Genomic DNA, 16,087 nt, shown 5'->3' on the forward strand with positions numbered 1-16,087 from the left:
GCGTGCGAAGGCTACGCGCGAAGGCACCAAGAGGCACGGGGGAACGACGCCATGACCGATCATCAGAGCATCTCGCTGGACTGGATGTCGCCCGACGGGGACGAGCTGCGCCCGCCCGCCGACCTGCGTCCCGAGATACCCCATCCGGCCCGGATGTACGACTACTACCTCGGCGGGAAGGACAACTTCCCCGCCGACCGGGAGGCCGCCGAGCGGGTCATGGCACTCAGCCCGATGGTCCGGATCAGCGCGCTCGCCAACCGGGCTTTCCTGCAGCGAGCCGTCCGGCACCTCGCCCAGCAGGGGGTGAAGCAGTTCCTGGACATCGGCACCGGCATCCCGACGGTGGGCAACACCCATGAGATCGCCCAGCAGGTGCACCCCGACGCCCGGGTCGCCTACCTGGACAACGACCCGATCGCGCTGGTGCACGGCCGCGCCCTGCTCGCGGGCGCCGGCCACGGCCGCGCCACCGTCGTCCACGCCGACCTGCGCGAGCCCGACGCCATCCTGGACAACCCCGAGCTGCACAAGGTGCTCGACCTCGGGCAGCCGGTGGCCCTGCTGCTCTTCGCGATCCTGCACTTCATCGACGATGCCGACAACCCGTACGGCATCGTCCGGCAGCTGCTCGACGCCCTGCCCTCCGGCAGCTACCTCGCACTCTCGCACGGCACTTCGGACTTCACCCCGGCCGCCGACCAGGGCAAGGGCGCGGCCATCTACCGCAACGCGAGCGCCCAACTGACCACGCGCAGCAGGGAGCAGGTCCTGCGCTTCTTCGACGGCCTGGAGCTCATGGAGCCCGGCCTGGTCACCGCCCCACTGTGGCACCCTGACCAGGAGCCCCGGGAGACGGATGCCACCACCGGGATCTGGGTCGGGGTCGCGCGCAAGCCGTAGGCCCCCGCCGGGCCGAACTCCCCGCACCCCGGGATCGGCCGGACAGTGCCCCAGGCGCCGCTCTGGCAGCATGTCGGCATGGCACACATCGGACTCACCACCCTGCTGGTACGCGACTACGACGAGGCGATCGCCTTCTACGTCGACGCCGTCGGCTTCGAGCTGCGCGAGGACACCCCGCGCGGGGACGGCGGGCGCTGGGTGGTCGTCGCCCCGCGCGGCTCGCGCGAGACCGGCCTGCTGCTCGCCCGCCCCGGCAAGCCCGAGCAGCGGGCCCGGATCGGCGACCAGACCGGCGGCCGGGTCGGCCTCTTCCTGAACACCGAGGACTTCGAGGCCGACCACCGCCGGATGACCGCCGCCGGGGTCACGTTCCTGGAGGAGCCCCGCCACGAGGCGTACGGCTCGGTCGCCGTCTTCGAGGACCTGTACGGCAACCGCTGGGACCTCATCCAGCCCGGGACCGACCGGCAGTAGGGAGCGCGGGTCAGCCGGACCGGGGCACCAGGGCCTCGGTACGTGCGGCGGATTCCAGCTCGGGGACCCGGCCCGACGGCGACTCAGCCGGGCTGGCGCTCCTTCAGCTGCGCCCAGACCTCCCGCACCCGGGGGGCCAGCTCGGACAGCGGCCCGCTGTTGTCGATCACCAGGTCGGCGACGGCGAGCCGGGCCTCACGGGTGGCCTGGGCAGCCATCCGGGCCTTGGCCTCCGCCTCGGACATGCCGCGCAGCCGGACCAGCCGCTCCAGCCGGACCTCGTCGTCGACGTCCACCACGATCACCAGCTCGTACAGCGGCGCCAGGCCGTTCTCGGCGAGCAGCGGCACATCGTGCACGACGATGTCCCCGGGCCCGGCTGCGGACTCCAGCTCGGCGGAGCGGGCCCGGACCAGCGGGTGGACGATGGCGTTGAGCGCCGCCAGCCGGGCGGGGTCGGCGAAGACCACCGCCCCCAGGGCGGCGCGGTCGAGCGAGCCGTCCGGCCGGAGGATCTCCGGGCCGAACTCGGCCGCCACGGCGCGCAGTCCCTCGGTGCCGGGTGCCACCACCTCACGGGCGATCAGGTCGGAGTCCACGATCACCGCGCCCAGTTCGGCGAGTTGCCGTGAGACCTCGCTCTTGCCCGCGCCGATCCCGCCCGTCAGTCCGATCCTCAGCATGCCGCCAGGCTACCGCCGACCCGCGCGGGCCGTCCTGACGCCCCTGGTCCGTCATTCCCCGAGGCTGCCCGGACCGGGCAAGAGGGCCCGCAGACCCCAACGGCGGGTGAACATCGCGCGCCCGACCGGCGAACAGTGCGAAGCGGCGCCCCGGAATTCCCGGGAAAGGCGCAATCGGGCCGCCACCGAACGCCGTTCGACCCGGCTAGGGTGCCCGGCAGGCCCACGCCCCTCCCTCGAACCCCCTTGGAGCACCCTTGTCCAGCCTCTGGCCCGCCGGCTCCCGCCGTGTCCTGGTCGTCGGCATCGACGGCGTCCGCCTCGACCTGCTGCCCGAGCTGCACACCCCGCACCTGGACTCGGTCGCCGCCGCGGGCTTCCTCGCCCCCGTCCAGGTGGACGAGGCCACCCCGACCATGTCGGGTCCGTGCTGGGCGACCATCGCCACCGGGGTCGGCGTGGGCAAGCACGGCGTGCTCGGCAACCACCTCGGCGGCAACCGGCTGGACGTCTTCCCGGACTTCACCACCAGGCTCGCCGCCGTGCACCGCCGACGGACCTTCGCCGTCGGCGGCTGGGAGCCGCTGTTCCTGGCCCGCAGCGGCGGCCCGCTGTTCGCGGCGCCGAGCCGCCTGTCCTACATCGCGCCGCTGGAGGACACACCTGCGGCGTGGGAGGTGTGCGACGAGCGGGTGACCGCCGAGGCGGTGCACGTCCTGGGCGGCGAGGACCGGCCGCAGGCATCCTTCGTCTACCTCGGCGCGGTGGACGAGACCGCGCACTTCCTGGGCTGCGGCGAGGAGTACCGCCGCTCGATCGAGACCGCGGACGCCCGCCTCGGCCGACTGCTGGCGGCAGTCGCGGATCAGCCGGACGAGGAGTGGACGGTCATCGTGGTGACCGACCACGGGCATGTCGACCAGGGCGGCCACGGTGGCCGGAGCGAGCTGGAACGCACCGCCTGGATCGCCGCCAGCGGCCCCGGCATCACCCCCGGCGCACCGGTCGCACCCCTGCACCACACCGATGTCGCCGCACACGTCTACGCCGCACTGGAGATCGTCCCCGACCCGCACTGGACCCTGGACGGCCGCCCGTTCACCCAGGCCACAGCGCCCGTTCCGGTCAGCTGACACTCAGCTTTCACTCATCTGACTCCCTGTCACGAACCTGTGACGAAGGTGTGCCGAAAATCGGGTACTGCCTTTACCGGGCCGGACGTATGGTCGGCCCATGGCACGTAGACAGTCGAATGGGCTCCGCAAGAACATACGCCTCAGCGCCACCTTCATCGGCGCTTGCGTGGTCGGCGGTGTCCTGGCCGCAGGGCTGGTCCTCCCTGCGGTCGGCGCCGCCGGCCTGGGCGCACAGTCTGCCGTACAGAACTTCGACAGTCTGCCGGACGACTTCAAGACCCCGCCGCTCTCCCAGGCGTCCACGATCTACGACGCCGCCGGCGGAACGATCGCGACCGTCTACGACCGGGACCGCACCGTCGTACCGAGCGACCAGATAACGCCGATGGTGAAGACCGCGCTGGTCGACATCGAGGACAACCGCTTCTACCAGCACGGCGCGATCGACCTCAAGGGCGTCCTGCGCGCGTTGAGCACCAACGCCAACGCCGGGGGCACCGCGCAGGGCGGCTCCACCCTCACTCAGCAGTACGTGAAGAACGTCTTCGTCGACGAGGCGGGGGACGACCAGGCGAAGGTGCTGGAGGCCCAACGGGCGACCCTCGACCGCAAGATCAAGGAACTCAAGTACGCGATCAGGGTCGAGGAGACGCTCAGCAAGGACCAGATCCTCACCAACTACCTGAACATCACCTTCTTCGGTGAGCGGGCGTACGGCATCGAGGCCGCCTCCGAGCGCTACTTCAGCGCGCACGCCAAGGACTTGACCCTGCCACAGGCCGCGCTGCTGGCCGGTCTGGTCCAGTCGCCCTCCGGTGACGATCCGATCGCCCACCCGACCCAGGCCAAGCAGCGCCGCGACACCGTGCTGCGCAAGATGGCCGAGCTGGGCCACATCACCGAGAAGCAGGCCCAGGACGCCATCGCCAGCCAGCTCGACCTGACCATCACCCGGCCCCACCAGGGTTGCATCACCGCGCAGTTGGGCGAGGGCTTCTTCTGCGACTACGTGCACCGCGAGATGCTCTCCGACCCGGCGTTCGGGAAGACTCCCACCGACCGCCAGGCCCTGTGGAACCGCGGCGGCCTGCAGATCCGCACCACGCTCGACCCGACGGCCCAGAAGGCGGTGCAGAACGCGGTCAGCCAGCACACGTACGCCTCCGACAAGCCGGCCGCCGTGATGACCGTCGTCCAGCCCGGCACCGGCAGGATCCTCGCCATGGGCCAGAGCCGCCCTTACGGTCTGGACACCAACCAGACCCAGATCAACCTGAACGTTCCCAAGAACATGGGCGGTGGTCTCGGTTTCCCGACCGGCTCGACCTTCAAGCCGATCGTCGCAGCGGCCGCGCTGGAGGACAGCATCCCGCCGAGCCGGTCCTACACCACCGGCTACAGCATGCCGTGGCCCGCGATGACGGACTGCTCGGGCGGACGGTACCCGGAGGGCGGCGAGGTGCACAACGACGCCACCAGCCTGGCCGGGACCTTCACGATGCCGCAGGCGATGGCCAAGTCGGTCAACACCTACTTCGCCAGCCTGGAGGCCGAGACCGGCCTGTGCAACGTCGCCCAGATGGCCAACAAGCTCGGTATCACCCAGCAGGCCGGCGGTGAGAAGCTCGGCGTGGTCCCGTCGATGACGCTCGGCACCAACGACCTGACGCCGCTCGAGATGTCCGAGGCGTACGCTGCGTTCGCCGCGCACGGCATGTACTGCTCGCCGAGCGCGATCACCTCGGTCACCGGGCCGGACGGCAGGAGCCTCGCCGTGCCGCAGTCCACCTGCAGCCAGGCCATGTCGGCCACCACCGCCGACTACGTCACCGCCATGCTCAAGGGCGTGGTCCAGGACGGTACCGGCACCCAGGCCGGTCTGACGGACCGGGAGAACGCGGGCAAGACCGGCACCACCAACGACGGCAAGCAGGTCTGGTTCGTCGGCTACACCCCCGAGATGGCCGGTGCGACCGTGGTCGGCGACACCGTCAGCCCCAAGCCGCTGGAGGGTCAGCAGATGGGCGGCGACGTCATCGAGAACGCCTTCGGTGGCACGGTGGCGGGCCCGATCTGGCGCGACGCCATGAACGACGCCCTCGCCGGTGTCCCGGCCGGCAGCTTCACCCAGGTCCAGCTGCCCCAGCCGGGCCCCGACCCCGGCAACACCTCCGGCCCGACCAACACGCCCGGCCCCACCGACACCACGAGTCCCACCGACACGAGCACTCCCACGGACCCCGCGCAACCGCAGGGACAGGGGTAGTAGGACCGGCCCAGACCTCAGCGACAGCCAAGCTGGAGTCGCCGAGGTGCAGCATGACTTGGGTGAGTCCCGCACTTGCCCCGGCGGTCGGGAGGATCGTCGCCGCCGACGGACTGGCCGGGGCGAACTGGGGCAGCGCGCGCGACAGCGCCTTCCAGCGGGCGATCGGCAATGCCCAGCGGCGCTTCAACCGCTGTGCGCGATGCACCAGTTACGTCTGCGCGCGCTGCTGGAGCCCGGAGCAGGGCCTGTGCCACAACTGCGCCCCCGACACCGCCGCCGAGGCGGTGGCCGCCCAACGGCGCGGCCTCAACGGCATGGCCTCCGAGCAGGATTACGCGCAGGGCCGGCAGGCCGGCCGGTCCTACGACGTCACCACACCACGCCAACTGGTCTGCCCGCAGTGCCAGGCCGAGACCCACGGCACCCCGTTCTGCCCCGGCTGCGGCCACCGGCTGGCCGCCCAGGTGCGGTGCACCTCCTGCAACAGCCCGCTGCCGGACGCCGCAGCCTTCCGTCCGGGCTGCGGCACCCGGCGCTGACCCGGCCTTCCAGGCACTGTCCAGGGGCGCGGGGCCCTGGACAGTGCCTCAGGCGAGATCGAGCTGCTCGCCGGCCGCGAGCCGGCGGAACTCCGCGCCCGTACCCGGCCCGCCCTCGCCCAGCAGGCGCCCGTGCACCATCTGGCCTGCCTCGCTGAGCACCGCCTCGTGTACGGCCAGCGCCTGACGGGGCCCGACCTCGCGGATGTAGTCGATCAGCTCGGAGACCTTGGCCCAGGGACCCGCGATCGGCATCAGCAGCGTCTCCACCTGCCGCGGCGGCACGGTGAGGGCGTCGCCGGGGTGGAAGACCCGGCCGTCCAGCAGGAAACCGATGTTGTGCACCAGCGGGATCTCGGGGTGGATCACGGCGTGCCACTCGCCGTGCACGCTCACCCCGAGCCCGGCGATCTCGAACGCATCGCCCTCCCCCACCGCCGTGACCCGGGTGCCGAGCCCCGCCAGCTGGCCGGCCACCGAGCGGTTGGCCCAGATCCGCAGGCCGGGATTGGCCTCGGCGGCGGCGCGCAGCCGGTCCTCCACGAAGTGGTCGAAGTGCTCGTGGGTGATCAGCACGGCGTCCGCGCCCTCGACGGCCTCCGGCTCGGTGAACACCCCGGGGTCGATGACGACGGTGGCACCCTCGTGCTCGATACGTACGCAGGCATGTCCGAACTTGGTGAGTCGCATAGCCGAAAGTGTACAGCAGAGCTGTACAGTTCTGCTGTACAGACACCGGGTAGGCTGATCCCATGGAGCCCCTGGACCCCGCGAACCCCGCAGACCTGCCCCCGGTCGACCCCCTGGAACTTGCCGCCGAGCTGCGCCTGGCCATCGGCACCCTGGTCCGCCGGCTCCGGGCGGACGACGAGCTGCCGCAGAACCAGGCCGCCGTCCTCGGCCTGCTGGTCCGCGAAGGGCCTCGCACCACCAGCGAGTTGGCGGAACTGCAACGCGTACGCCACCAGTCCATGGCCCGTACCGTCGCACTGCTCACCGAGACCGGTCTGATCGAACAGCGGCGGCACGCCACCGACGGACGCAAGGTGCTGCTCGCCGCCACCGAGGCGGGCACAACCGCCCTCTACGCCCAGCGGGCCCGCCGCGAGGGCCGGATCGCGGCCGCGCTCGTCGAGCGGCTGACCCCGGACGAGCAGCGCCTGCTCCAGGAGAGCGTCGCACTGCTCCACAGACTGGCCTGACCGCCGGGCGGCCCCGCGCACGCCGGCCAACCACGCAAGCCCGCGGCACCGGTCCCCGCGCCCCCGGCGAGGGGCCGCGCTACCACCGCGCGGGCGAGTCGCCATGCCTTCCGGGTGCCGGCCGCGTTGAGCAGGGCGATCCGTACCGTCCCGAGGGGAAGCCAGTCGTGAGCACTGCCCGCAAGGCCCTGACCGCCCGGAACGTCCTGCTCGCCGCCGCCGCGCTGTGCGGTCTGATGTTCGCCTCGGCGGGCAGCGCCTCCGCCTGCAACGCGCTGGACGCCGTCGGCGGACTCGCCCCGGGCTTCGGCAACTCCTGCGTCAGCCGCTGACCCCGGCGGGCTCCGGCTCCTGATCCACCCGTTGGCCCGGCACCGCAGCGCCCTGCACGGCAGCGCCCGCCACCACGGCACCCTGCACCGCCTCGTCCACCGGGTCGGCGGCCGGAACCGACGGCAGCACCATGTGCTCCTTGAGCCCGATCCGCCGGTGCAGCCGCCGCAGCGGGGCCGGGGCCCACCAGTTGAACTCGCCGAACAGCGTCATCGCGGCCGGTACCAGCAGGCATCTGACCAGCGTGGCATCGACCGCCACGGCCACCGCCAGCGCAATGCCCATCTCCTTCACCATGAGCATCTGCCCGGCCGCGAACCCGGCGAAGACGATCACCATCAACAGGGCCGCCGAGGTGATGATCCGGCCGCTGCGCTGGAGTCCGAGCTCCACCGAGCGGGAGCAGCTGTGGCCCTGGTCCCGGAGTTCCTTGATCCGGGCGAGCAGGAAGACCTCGTAGTCCATCGAAAGGCCGAAGGCGAAGGCGAAGACCAGGACCGGTATGAAGGTCTCCAGACCACCCGTCGGGCTGAATCCGAGCAGCCCGCTGAGATACCCGTGCTGGAAGACCAGCGTCAGCGCACCGAGCGAGGCGCCGAGTGAGAGCACGTTCATCAGCAGCGCCTTGACCGGCATCACCACCGAGCCGGTCATCAGGAAGAGCAGCAGCAGAGTCCCGGCCGCCACCAGACCGAGTGCCCAGGGCCCCCGGGTGGCGATCTCGTGCTGGAAGTCGACCACCGAGGCGGCGTCCCCGGTGACGTAGGTGGTCAGCCCCTCCCGGTGGGCCCGCAGTTCCTCGACCACGCTCTTCGCCCCGGCACCCTGCGGGTCGCCGTGCACCAGGACCTCGACGGTGCTCACCCGGTCGGTGACCGGTTCGACCGCCCGGACCCCGCTGACCCCGGGCAGTTTGGCCACGGTGTCCTCCGCGTACGCCTGCGCGGTGCCCCGGTCCGCCTCGACCACCACCGTGACCGGGGCTGGCGCCAGCTGCGGGAAGCGCTGCCGGATGGTCTCCTCGACCTGCCGCCCGGCGGAGGAGCTCGGCAGCACCGCCGCTCCCGAGTTGCGCCACTGCGAGCTCAGGAAGGGCGCCCCGGCGGCCAGCAGCAGTACGGTACAGATCAGCACCACGGGCACCGCCCGCCGGTGCACCCGGCGCACCGTACGGCTGAAGAAGCCCTCGTCCGGAACGGGTGCGGTGGGTGCTTTGACCCGGTGGCCGACGAAACCGAGCAGCGCGGGGACGAGCGTCAGCGCGGCGGCCACGGAGATCACCACCACGCTGACTCCCGCAGCCGCGACGGCGCGGAAGACCGGGCTGGTGAAGACGAAGAGTCCGGACAGCGCGACGGCGACCGTCAGCCCGGAGAAGGCGACCGTACGGCCTGCGCTGGCAGCGGTGCGCTCGACGGCGTGCGCGATCACCGCGCCCTTGCCGCGCTCCTCACGGAAACGGTTGACCATCAGCAGCGCGTAGTCGATCGACAGGCCCAGACCCAGCACGGTGGCGATCGGCAGCACGCTGGTGTCGATGTCCATGACCTGGCTGAACCCGAACATGGCCAGCAGCGCCCCGCCTACCGAGGCGACAGCACCGATCACCGGCAGCCCGGCCGCCGCCAGTCCGCCGAAGACCAGGACCATGACGATCAGGGTCAGCGGCAGGGTGACCATCTCGCCGAAACGGGTGTCACTGGCGGTCTGGTCCTTGACCTCCCGCTGGAGCACCAGATCGCCGCCGACCGTGGTGTGCACGCCGTCCGCGCGCACAGCGCCCAGCTGCTGGGTGACGGCCTTGAGCTGTGCGTCGGTGGAACCGTCCGCCATCCGTACGGTGATCAGGCTCGCGCGGCCGTCGGTGGCGGTGAGCGCGGCACCGGAGCCGTAGGTGTCCGCCGCCGAGGCCACCCCGGGCAGTCGGGCGATGCGCTCGGTGGCGGCGGTGACCGCGCCGCGTACGGCGGGGTCGGTCACGGGAGCGCCGTCCACCACGGCCGTGACGGTGCCCCTGGCGGAATCGGCGGCGGAGACGACGGTCGTGCCCCGGTCCGACTCCGAGCCGCCCGCCGAGGTGCCGGCCACCGTTCCCTCGAAGACCCGTCCGCCGATCAGCACCCCGAGAGCCAGGACCAGCACCCAGAAGCCGAGCACCCAGCGCCGGTGCCGATGGCAGAACCGGCCGAGCGCCGCAAGCCGCCCGTCGACCCTGGCTGCGGCGGGCGCGGCGGGACCGGTAGCGGCCCCGTCTGCGGGACGTTCATCGGCTACTGCGGGCGAGTGGCGCATATACGAGGGGCCTTTCAGGCAGTTCCCTCAAAGCTAGACGGAAGGGCCAAAACGTCCTATAGGCGGATGATGAGCTTCATCTCACACGGCTGCGCCTTCCCAGGCAGGGCCTCGCCGCGCACCATGTTTCGCCTCGGCGTTTCGCCTCGGACACGGCCTCGCAAACGACAGACCCCCCATCCGGAGCCCGGATGGGGGGTCTGTCAGTTACCAGCGCCGGTCAGCGCCGAGCGTGAGCTCAGCTCTGGCCGCCGGCCAGCTTCTCGCGCAGAGCGGCGAGCGCCTCGTCCGAGGCAAGCGCGCCGGAGCCCTCGTCGCTGGAGGAGGAGTACGAGCCACCGGCAGCGGCGGCGACGGCCTCGCCGGCCTCCGCAGCAGCCTCGGCGTCCGCCTCGCGGCTCTTGATGACCTGGGCCTGGTGCTGCTCGAAGCGGGACTGCGCCTCGGCGTACTGGCGCTCCCACTCCTCACGCTGCTTCTCGTAGCCGGGCAGCCAGTCGTTCGCCTCGGGGTCGAAGCCCTCCGGGTAGATGTAGTTGCCCTGGTCGTCGTACGAGGCAGCCATGCCGTACAGGGTCGGGTCGAACTCGACCGAGGCCGGGTCGGCACCGAAGGACTCGTTGGCCTGCTTCAGCGAGAGGCTGATGCGACGACGCTCGAGGTCGATGTCGATGACCTTGACGAAGATCTCGTCGCCGACCTGGACGACCTGCTCCGGGATCTCGACGTGGCGCTCGGCCAGCTCGGAGATGTGGACCAGACCCTCGATGCCCTCGTCCACGCGGACGAACGCACCGAACGGAACCAGCTTGGTGACCTTACCCGGAACGACCTGGCCGATCTGGTGGGTACGGGCGAACTGCTGCCACGGGTCCTCCTGGGTCGCCTTCAGCGACAGGGAGACGCGCTCGCGGTCCATGTCAACGTCGAGAACCTCGACGGTGACCTCCTGGCCGACCTCGACAACCTCGGACGGGTGGTCGATGTGCTTCCAGGACAGCTCGGAGACGTGAACCAGGCCGTCGACGCCACCCAGGTCCACGAAGGCACCGAAGTTGACGATCGAGGAGACGACGCCGGAGCGCACCTGGCCCTTCTGCAGGGTGGTGAGGAAGGTCTGACGGACCTCGCTCTGGGTCTGCTCCAGCCAGGCACGGCGGGACAGGACCACGTTGTTGCGGTTCTTGTCCAGCTCGATGATCTTGGCCTCGAGCTCCTTGCCCACGTAGGGCTGGAGGTCGCGGACGCGGCGCATCTCGACCAGCGAGGCCGGGAGGAAGCCACGGAGGCCGATGTCGAGGATGAGACCACCCTTGACGACCTCGATGACGGTACCGGTGACGATGCCGTCCTCTTCCTTGATCTTCTCGATCGTGCCCCAGGCACGCTCGTACTGAGCGCGCTTCTTGGACAGGATGAGACGACCCTCCTTGTCCTCCTTCTGGAGAACAAGGGCCTCAATGTTGTCACCGACGGAGACGACCTCGTGCGGGTCAACGTCGTGCTTGATCGAGAGCTCGCGGGAGGGGATGACACCCTCGGTCTTGTAACCGATGTCGAGGAGAACCTCGTCACGGTCGACCTTCACGATCACGCCCTCGACGATGTCGCCATCGTTGAAGTACTTGATGGTCTCGTCGATCGCCGCGAGGAAAGCTTCCGCGTCGCCGATGTCGTTGACCGCAACCTGCGGGGTGGTGCTGACAGAGGTGTCGGTGGGGCTCGTCATTAGGAAAAGGGCTCCGGTACGGACATGAAGTCGTAGGTAATGCCACGCGGAGGGCCCGTATCGCTCCCACCGAAAGCCGGACAGCCAAGAGCACGGCCCACCGCCCGAAAACTCTTCAGGTGATGTCCGTCTTGCGACCGTGGGGTCTTCGACAGATGCGAGCGCGACCTGCTCCGTCCGAGGCGCGCAGGCCCGCAGCGCAACTTGTAGCATACGGGGACAGCCGGGCACGGTCAACGCCGAAGACGGCGAGACGGTAGAGGCCGGGACGGATCGGGCCATATCCTCCGTCTGCGCACCCTGCGCCCATGATCACCGTAGTACCTTGTAGTGATCACCAGCGCGGGACGGCAGCCGCAGGAGGGCCCGTCCGGTCCCCGGATGCCACCGCCCGATCCGACCCGTTCGACCGGGCCGACTCACGGCAGTAGCGCTTCCGCAGCCACCACCCTACGCGACGGGTTTCACACTTTGGCCACCACCCCCGACCTTCCCGACCCGACCGACCTCCAGGCCCTCCTCGCCCTCCCGGACTCCGCGTCCGAGGACGACGACAGCGAGGCCCTCCGCCGCGAGGCCGCACCGGCCGAGAGCAGCCGGGCCAGCCGCCACTGGTGGGACCGCAACGCGGACGAGTACCAGGACGAGCACGGCGCCTTCCTCGGCGACGCCCGCTTCACCTGGTGCCCGGAGGGACTGGACGAGGCGGACGCCCACCTGCTCGGCTCCCCCGGCTCGCTCGGCGGCCTCAAGGTGCTGGAGCTCGGCGCGGGCGCGGCCCAGTGCTCCCGCTGGCTCGCCGCCCAGGGCGCGCAGCCGGTCGCCCTCGACATCTCCTACCGGCAGCTCCAGCACTCCCGGAGGATCGACCTGGAGCGCGGGGCCGATCCGGTCGCCGTGGTGCAGGCCGACGCGGCCGTCCTCCCCTTCGCCGACGGCGCCTTCGACCTGGCCTGCTCGGCGTACGGGGCGGTGCCGTTCAGCGCGGACACCGCGGCGCTGATGCGGGAGGTGCACCGGGTGCTGCGGCCCGGCGCGCGCTGGGTGTTCTCGGTGACCCACCCGATCCGCTGGGCCTTCCCCGACGAACCCGGCGAAGAGGGCCTGACCGCCACCGCCTCGTACTTCGACCGCACGCCCTACGTCGAGCAGGACGAGCAGGGCCGGGCCACCTACGTCGAGCACCACCGCACCCTCGGCGACCGGATCCGCGAACTGACCGCCGCAGGCTTCAGACTGCTGGACCTGGTCGAGCCCGAGTGGCCGGAAGGACACGAGCAGGAGTGGGGCGGCTGGAGCCCCCTCCGCGGCCGCCTCTTCCCCGGAACGGCGATCTTCGTCACCGAACGGGACTGACCAGCGCGGCTTCCCGTGGGGCGCGAAGGGTTGGTTTTCAGGGGCGCGGGGAACTGCGCGAAACGGAAGGCAACGGTGCCGCACTGACCTCCGGTGGGTAAGGTGCACCGCCTCACCGGAAGGTCGCGAGGTGCAAGTGGCCCACCGGGCCCGGCTGAACGCGGTCACCTTCCGATTTCGCGCAGTTCCCCGCGCCCTTAGTGGTGCACCACCTGCACCATGAAGCCGCGCTGTTCCCCGCGCCCCTGAAAACCACTCCTCGTGCCCCATGGGAAGCCCGCGCCGTTCCCCGCGCCCCTGAAAACCACTCCTCGTGCCCCATGGGAAGCCCGCGCCGTTCCCCGCGCCCCTGAAGAGCCACCCCCCCCCCGCGCCCCCAGCTTCGCGCCGCAGTTGTCCGATCAGGGAGGATGCCGGGGTGAACCCCGCCTGGCTTGAGCTCCCCGTCCGTGCTGCCGTGCCGCCGTTGCACGAGGCCCTGGAGGCACACGGGGTCGCCGTCCTGGCCGCGCCGCCCGGCACCGGCAAGACCACGCTGGTGCCGCTCGCACTGGCGGGACTGGTCGAGGGACTGCCCGGGCCGGCGCGGCGGGTGCTGGTGGCCGAGCCTCGCCGGCTGGCCGTCCGGGCGGCAGCACGACGAATGGCCTGGCTGCTCGGCGAGCCCGTGGGCCGCCGTATCGGGTACACCGTCCGGGGCGAGCGGCGCGTCGGGCCCGACACCGTGGTCGAGGTGGTCACCACGGGTGTGCTGCTGCAACGGCTCCAGCGCGACCCCGAGTTGGGCGGCGTGGACGCCGTCGTGCTGGACGAGTGCCACGAGCGGCACCTCGACGCCGACACCGCGCTCGCCTTCCTCCTGGATGTTCGCGCCACACTGCGCCCCGAGCTCCGGCTGCTGTGCGCCTCGGCGACCTCCGACACCGCCGCATGGGCCCGACTGCTCGGCGGCGAGGACGGGCCGGCCCCGGTGGTCGAAGCACACGGTGTCTCGTACCCCGTCGAGGTCGTCTGGGCGCCCCCGGCGCGCGCCGTACGCCCCCCGATCGGGACGCGCACCGACCCCGCACTGCTGGAGCACGTCGCCGCGACCGTGCGCCGGGCCCTCGGCGAGCGGACGGGCGACCTGCTCTGCTTCCTGCCCGGGGTCGGCGAGATCGCCAGGGTGGCGGGGATGCTCACGGTCGAGGCCGAGGTGCTGCAACTGCACGGGCAGGCGCCGCAGTCCGTCCAGGATGCGGCACTGACGGTCGGTGAACGCCGCCGGGTCATCCTGGCCACCTCGGTCGCCGAGTCCTCGCTGACCGTGCCCGGGGTACGGATCGTGGTGGACTCCGGGCTGGCCCGCGAGCCGCGTACCGACCACGCGCGCGGCCTGGCCGGGCTGGTGACCGTGCGGGCATCGCTGGCGGCAGGCCGACAGCGCGCCGGACGAGCGGGGCGTGAGGCGCCCGGTGCGGTCTACCGCTGCTGGGCGGAGGTCGAGGACGCGCGGGCGCCGAGCTTCCCGACCCCCGAGATCGCCCTCGCCGATCTGGCCGGGTTCGCACTCCAGGCCGCGTGCTGGGGCGATCCGGACGCACACGGCCTCGCGCTGCCCGATCCCCCGCCGGGCGGGGCGATGGCCGCTGCCCGGCACACGCTGACCGCGCTCGGTGCGGTGGACGAGACCGGACGGGCCACCGAACGCGGCCAGAAGATCGCCCGGACGGGACTGCACCCCCGTCTCGGCCGGGCGCTGCTGGACGGCACCGGCCTGGTCGGCGCGCGCCGCGCGGCCGAGCTGGTGGCCCTGCTCTCCGAGGAACCCCCTCGTGCCCTCGGCGACGACCTGCTCGCCGTCTGGCGCACGGTCCGCGGCGCCCGCGACCCCTACGCCACCCGCTGGCAGCAGGAAGTCCGCCGCCTCCACAACGCCACCCCGGGAACAGACCCCCGGCCCACCGGTGGCGTGGACCGCTCGAACGCACCGCGCAGTGCGGCCGGACCGTCCGATGCCGTCGCCGCCGGTCTGGTGGTCGCCCTCGCCCATCCGGAGCGGATCGCTCGGGCGCGAGGTGCCGACGGCCCGTACCTGATGGCCTCCGGGACGGCTGCGGAGACCGGTCCCGGCTCGGCGCTCGGTGGGGCCGCGTGGCTGGCAGTGGCCGTCGCGGACCGACCGGCGGGCTCGCCGTCGGCGCGGATCCAGCGGGCGGTGGCGCTGGACGAGGAGACCGCCCGGCTGGCCGGGGCCTCATTGCTGACGGAGCGCGCGGAGGTGCGCTGGACGGTACCACCGGGCGCGCGGCGCGGGGATGTCGCGGCGCGCCGGGTCGAGGAGCTGGGGGCGATCGAGCTCGCCGCCGTACCGCTGGCGAAGCCGGACCGCGCGCTGCTGCGGGAGGCCCTGCTCGACGGGCTGGCCAGGGAGGGCGTCGGCACGGTGCTGAGCTGGCCGGAGGGGGCGGTGGCGCTGCGGCAGCGGCTCGCGTTCCTGCACCGGGTGCTCGGCTCGCCCTGGCCGGACGTCAGTGACGAGGCGCTGCTCCGCGCCGACTGGCTGGAGCCCGAGCTGTCCCGGGCCCGGCGGCGTGGCGACCTGGAACGGATCGACACGGCTGCCGCGTTGCAGCGGCTGCTGCCCTGGGCCGGCGGTGAGGCCGGGCGCCTGGACGAGCTGGCGCCGGAGCGGATCACCGTGCCGAGCGGCTCGCGGATCAGGGTCGACTACGCGGACGAACGCCCGGTGCTGGCGGTGAAGTTGCAGGAGCTGTTCGGCTGGCAGGCCGCGCCCGCGCTGGCGGGTGGCCGGGTGCCGCTGACGGTCCACCTGCTCTCGCCCGCCGGGCGGCCGGCCGCCGTCACCGGCGATCTGGCCTCGTTCTGGCGCGAGGGCTACCGCGCCGTACGGGCCGAGCTGCGCGGCCGCTACCCGCGCCACCCCTGGCCCGAGGACCCCACCACGGCCGAGCCGACCCGCCGCACCAACACCCGCAAGTAACCCACCGACAGCGACCGTCCGAGCCGTGGGGCGCGAGCGATGGTTTTCCAGGGGCGCGGGGAACGGCGCGGGTTTTCCGCGCCCCTGAAAACCAACCCCTTGCGCGACGAGAAGCCGCTCGGCTCGCCGCACCCCAAGGAGGGCGGCGGACTGCTGTGGTCAACTGTCCGCCGCCCCGGGGTGGT

13 protein-coding genes are annotated in these 16,087 nt (G+C 71.9%); 9 read left to right on the forward strand and 4 right to left on the reverse strand.

Annotated elements, in window-relative coordinates; all coding sequences use genetic code 11:
• Window positions 1–51: 51 nt before the first annotated feature.
• Entirely contained in the window at window positions 52–903 is an 852-nt protein-coding gene (locus P3T39_RS20280; protein WP_280699753.1) for an SAM-dependent methyltransferase, read from the forward strand.
• Between the two features lie 78 nt (window positions 904–981).
• The gene (locus P3T39_RS20285; protein ID WP_280699755.1) at window positions 982–1,380 is read left to right on the forward strand and encodes a VOC family protein; all 399 of its coding nucleotides are present in this window, start codon (window positions 982–984) and stop codon (window positions 1,378–1,380) included.
• Between the two features lie 83 nt (window positions 1,381–1,463).
• On the opposite strand, the gene coaE is transcribed toward P3T39_RS20285, so the two are convergent.
• Window positions 1,464–2,063, reverse strand: a complete 600-nt coding sequence (coaE, locus tag P3T39_RS20290) for a dephospho-CoA kinase (protein WP_280699757.1) — start codon at window positions 2,061–2,063, stop codon at window positions 1,464–1,466.
• 257 nt (window positions 2,064–2,320) lie between these two features.
• Here coaE and P3T39_RS20295 point away from each other — a divergent pair, with 257 nt between their 5' ends.
• The 3 genes from P3T39_RS20295 to P3T39_RS20305 all read left to right on the forward strand — a co-directional run bounded on the left by P3T39_RS20295 (window position 2,321) and on the right by P3T39_RS20305 (window position 6,007).
• Complete coding sequence (locus tag P3T39_RS20295; RefSeq protein WP_348534364.1) at window positions 2,321–3,196, forward strand: alkaline phosphatase family protein; 876 nt, start codon at window positions 2,321–2,323, stop codon at window positions 3,194–3,196.
• A 100-nt stretch (window positions 3,197–3,296) separates the two neighbouring features.
• Window positions 3,297–5,465: a transglycosylase domain-containing protein gene (locus P3T39_RS20300; protein WP_280699759.1), complete on the forward strand. Its 2,169-nt coding sequence runs from the start codon at window positions 3,297–3,299 to the stop codon at window positions 5,463–5,465.
• A gap of 62 nt (window positions 5,466–5,527) precedes the next feature.
• Window positions 5,528–6,007 carry a zinc ribbon domain-containing protein gene (locus tag P3T39_RS20305; protein WP_280699761.1) on the forward strand — a complete coding sequence of 160 codons (480 nt, stop codon included), beginning with the start codon at window positions 5,528–5,530 and terminating at the stop codon, window positions 6,005–6,007.
• 48 nt (window positions 6,008–6,055) lie between these two features.
• On the opposite strand, the gene P3T39_RS20310 is transcribed toward P3T39_RS20305, so the two are convergent.
• Window positions 6,056–6,697 carry an MBL fold metallo-hydrolase gene (locus P3T39_RS20310; RefSeq protein WP_280699763.1) on the reverse strand — a complete coding sequence of 214 codons (642 nt, stop codon included), beginning with the start codon at window positions 6,695–6,697 and terminating at the stop codon, window positions 6,056–6,058.
• 62 nt (window positions 6,698–6,759) lie between these two features.
• On the opposite strand from P3T39_RS20310, the gene P3T39_RS20315 reads away from it, so the two are divergent.
• Window positions 6,760–7,209 (forward strand): MarR family transcriptional regulator, encoded by a 450-nt coding sequence (locus P3T39_RS20315; protein WP_280699765.1) that lies wholly within the window; start codon window positions 6,760–6,762, stop codon window positions 7,207–7,209.
• 167 nt (window positions 7,210–7,376) lie between these two features.
• Window positions 7,377–7,541, forward strand: coding sequence for a hypothetical protein (locus P3T39_RS20320; protein WP_280699767.1), 165 nt, complete (start codon window positions 7,377–7,379; stop codon window positions 7,539–7,541).
• Here P3T39_RS20320 and P3T39_RS20325 read toward each other — a convergent pair.
• Entirely contained in the window at window positions 7,531–9,834 is a 2,304-nt protein-coding gene (locus P3T39_RS20325) for an MMPL family transporter (protein ID WP_280699770.1), read from the reverse strand. The two genes, P3T39_RS20320 and P3T39_RS20325, sit on opposite strands and share 11 nt — an antisense overlap.
• 238 nt (window positions 9,835–10,072) lie before the next feature.
• Entirely contained in the window at window positions 10,073–11,563 is a 1,491-nt protein-coding gene (gene rpsA, locus P3T39_RS20330; RefSeq protein ID WP_280699773.1) for a 30S ribosomal protein S1, read from the reverse strand.
• A 471-nt stretch (window positions 11,564–12,034) separates the two neighbouring features.
• Here rpsA and P3T39_RS20335 point away from each other — a divergent pair, with 471 nt between their 5' ends.
• Both P3T39_RS20335 and hrpB read left to right on the forward strand, forming a co-directional pair.
• Complete coding sequence (locus tag P3T39_RS20335; RefSeq protein WP_348534365.1) at window positions 12,035–12,919, forward strand: class I SAM-dependent methyltransferase; 885 nt, start codon at window positions 12,035–12,037, stop codon at window positions 12,917–12,919.
• Between the two features lie 418 nt (window positions 12,920–13,337).
• The gene (gene hrpB / locus P3T39_RS20340; RefSeq protein WP_280699777.1) at window positions 13,338–15,902 is read left to right on the forward strand and encodes an ATP-dependent helicase HrpB; all 2,565 of its coding nucleotides are present in this window, start codon (window positions 13,338–13,340) and stop codon (window positions 15,900–15,902) included.
• The last annotated feature ends 185 nt before the right edge of the window (window positions 15,903–16,087 follow it).

The sequence above is a fragment of the Kitasatospora sp. GP82 genome, from assembly GCF_029892105.1.
Lineage (GTDB): Bacteria > Actinomycetota > Actinomycetes > Streptomycetales > Streptomycetaceae > Kitasatospora.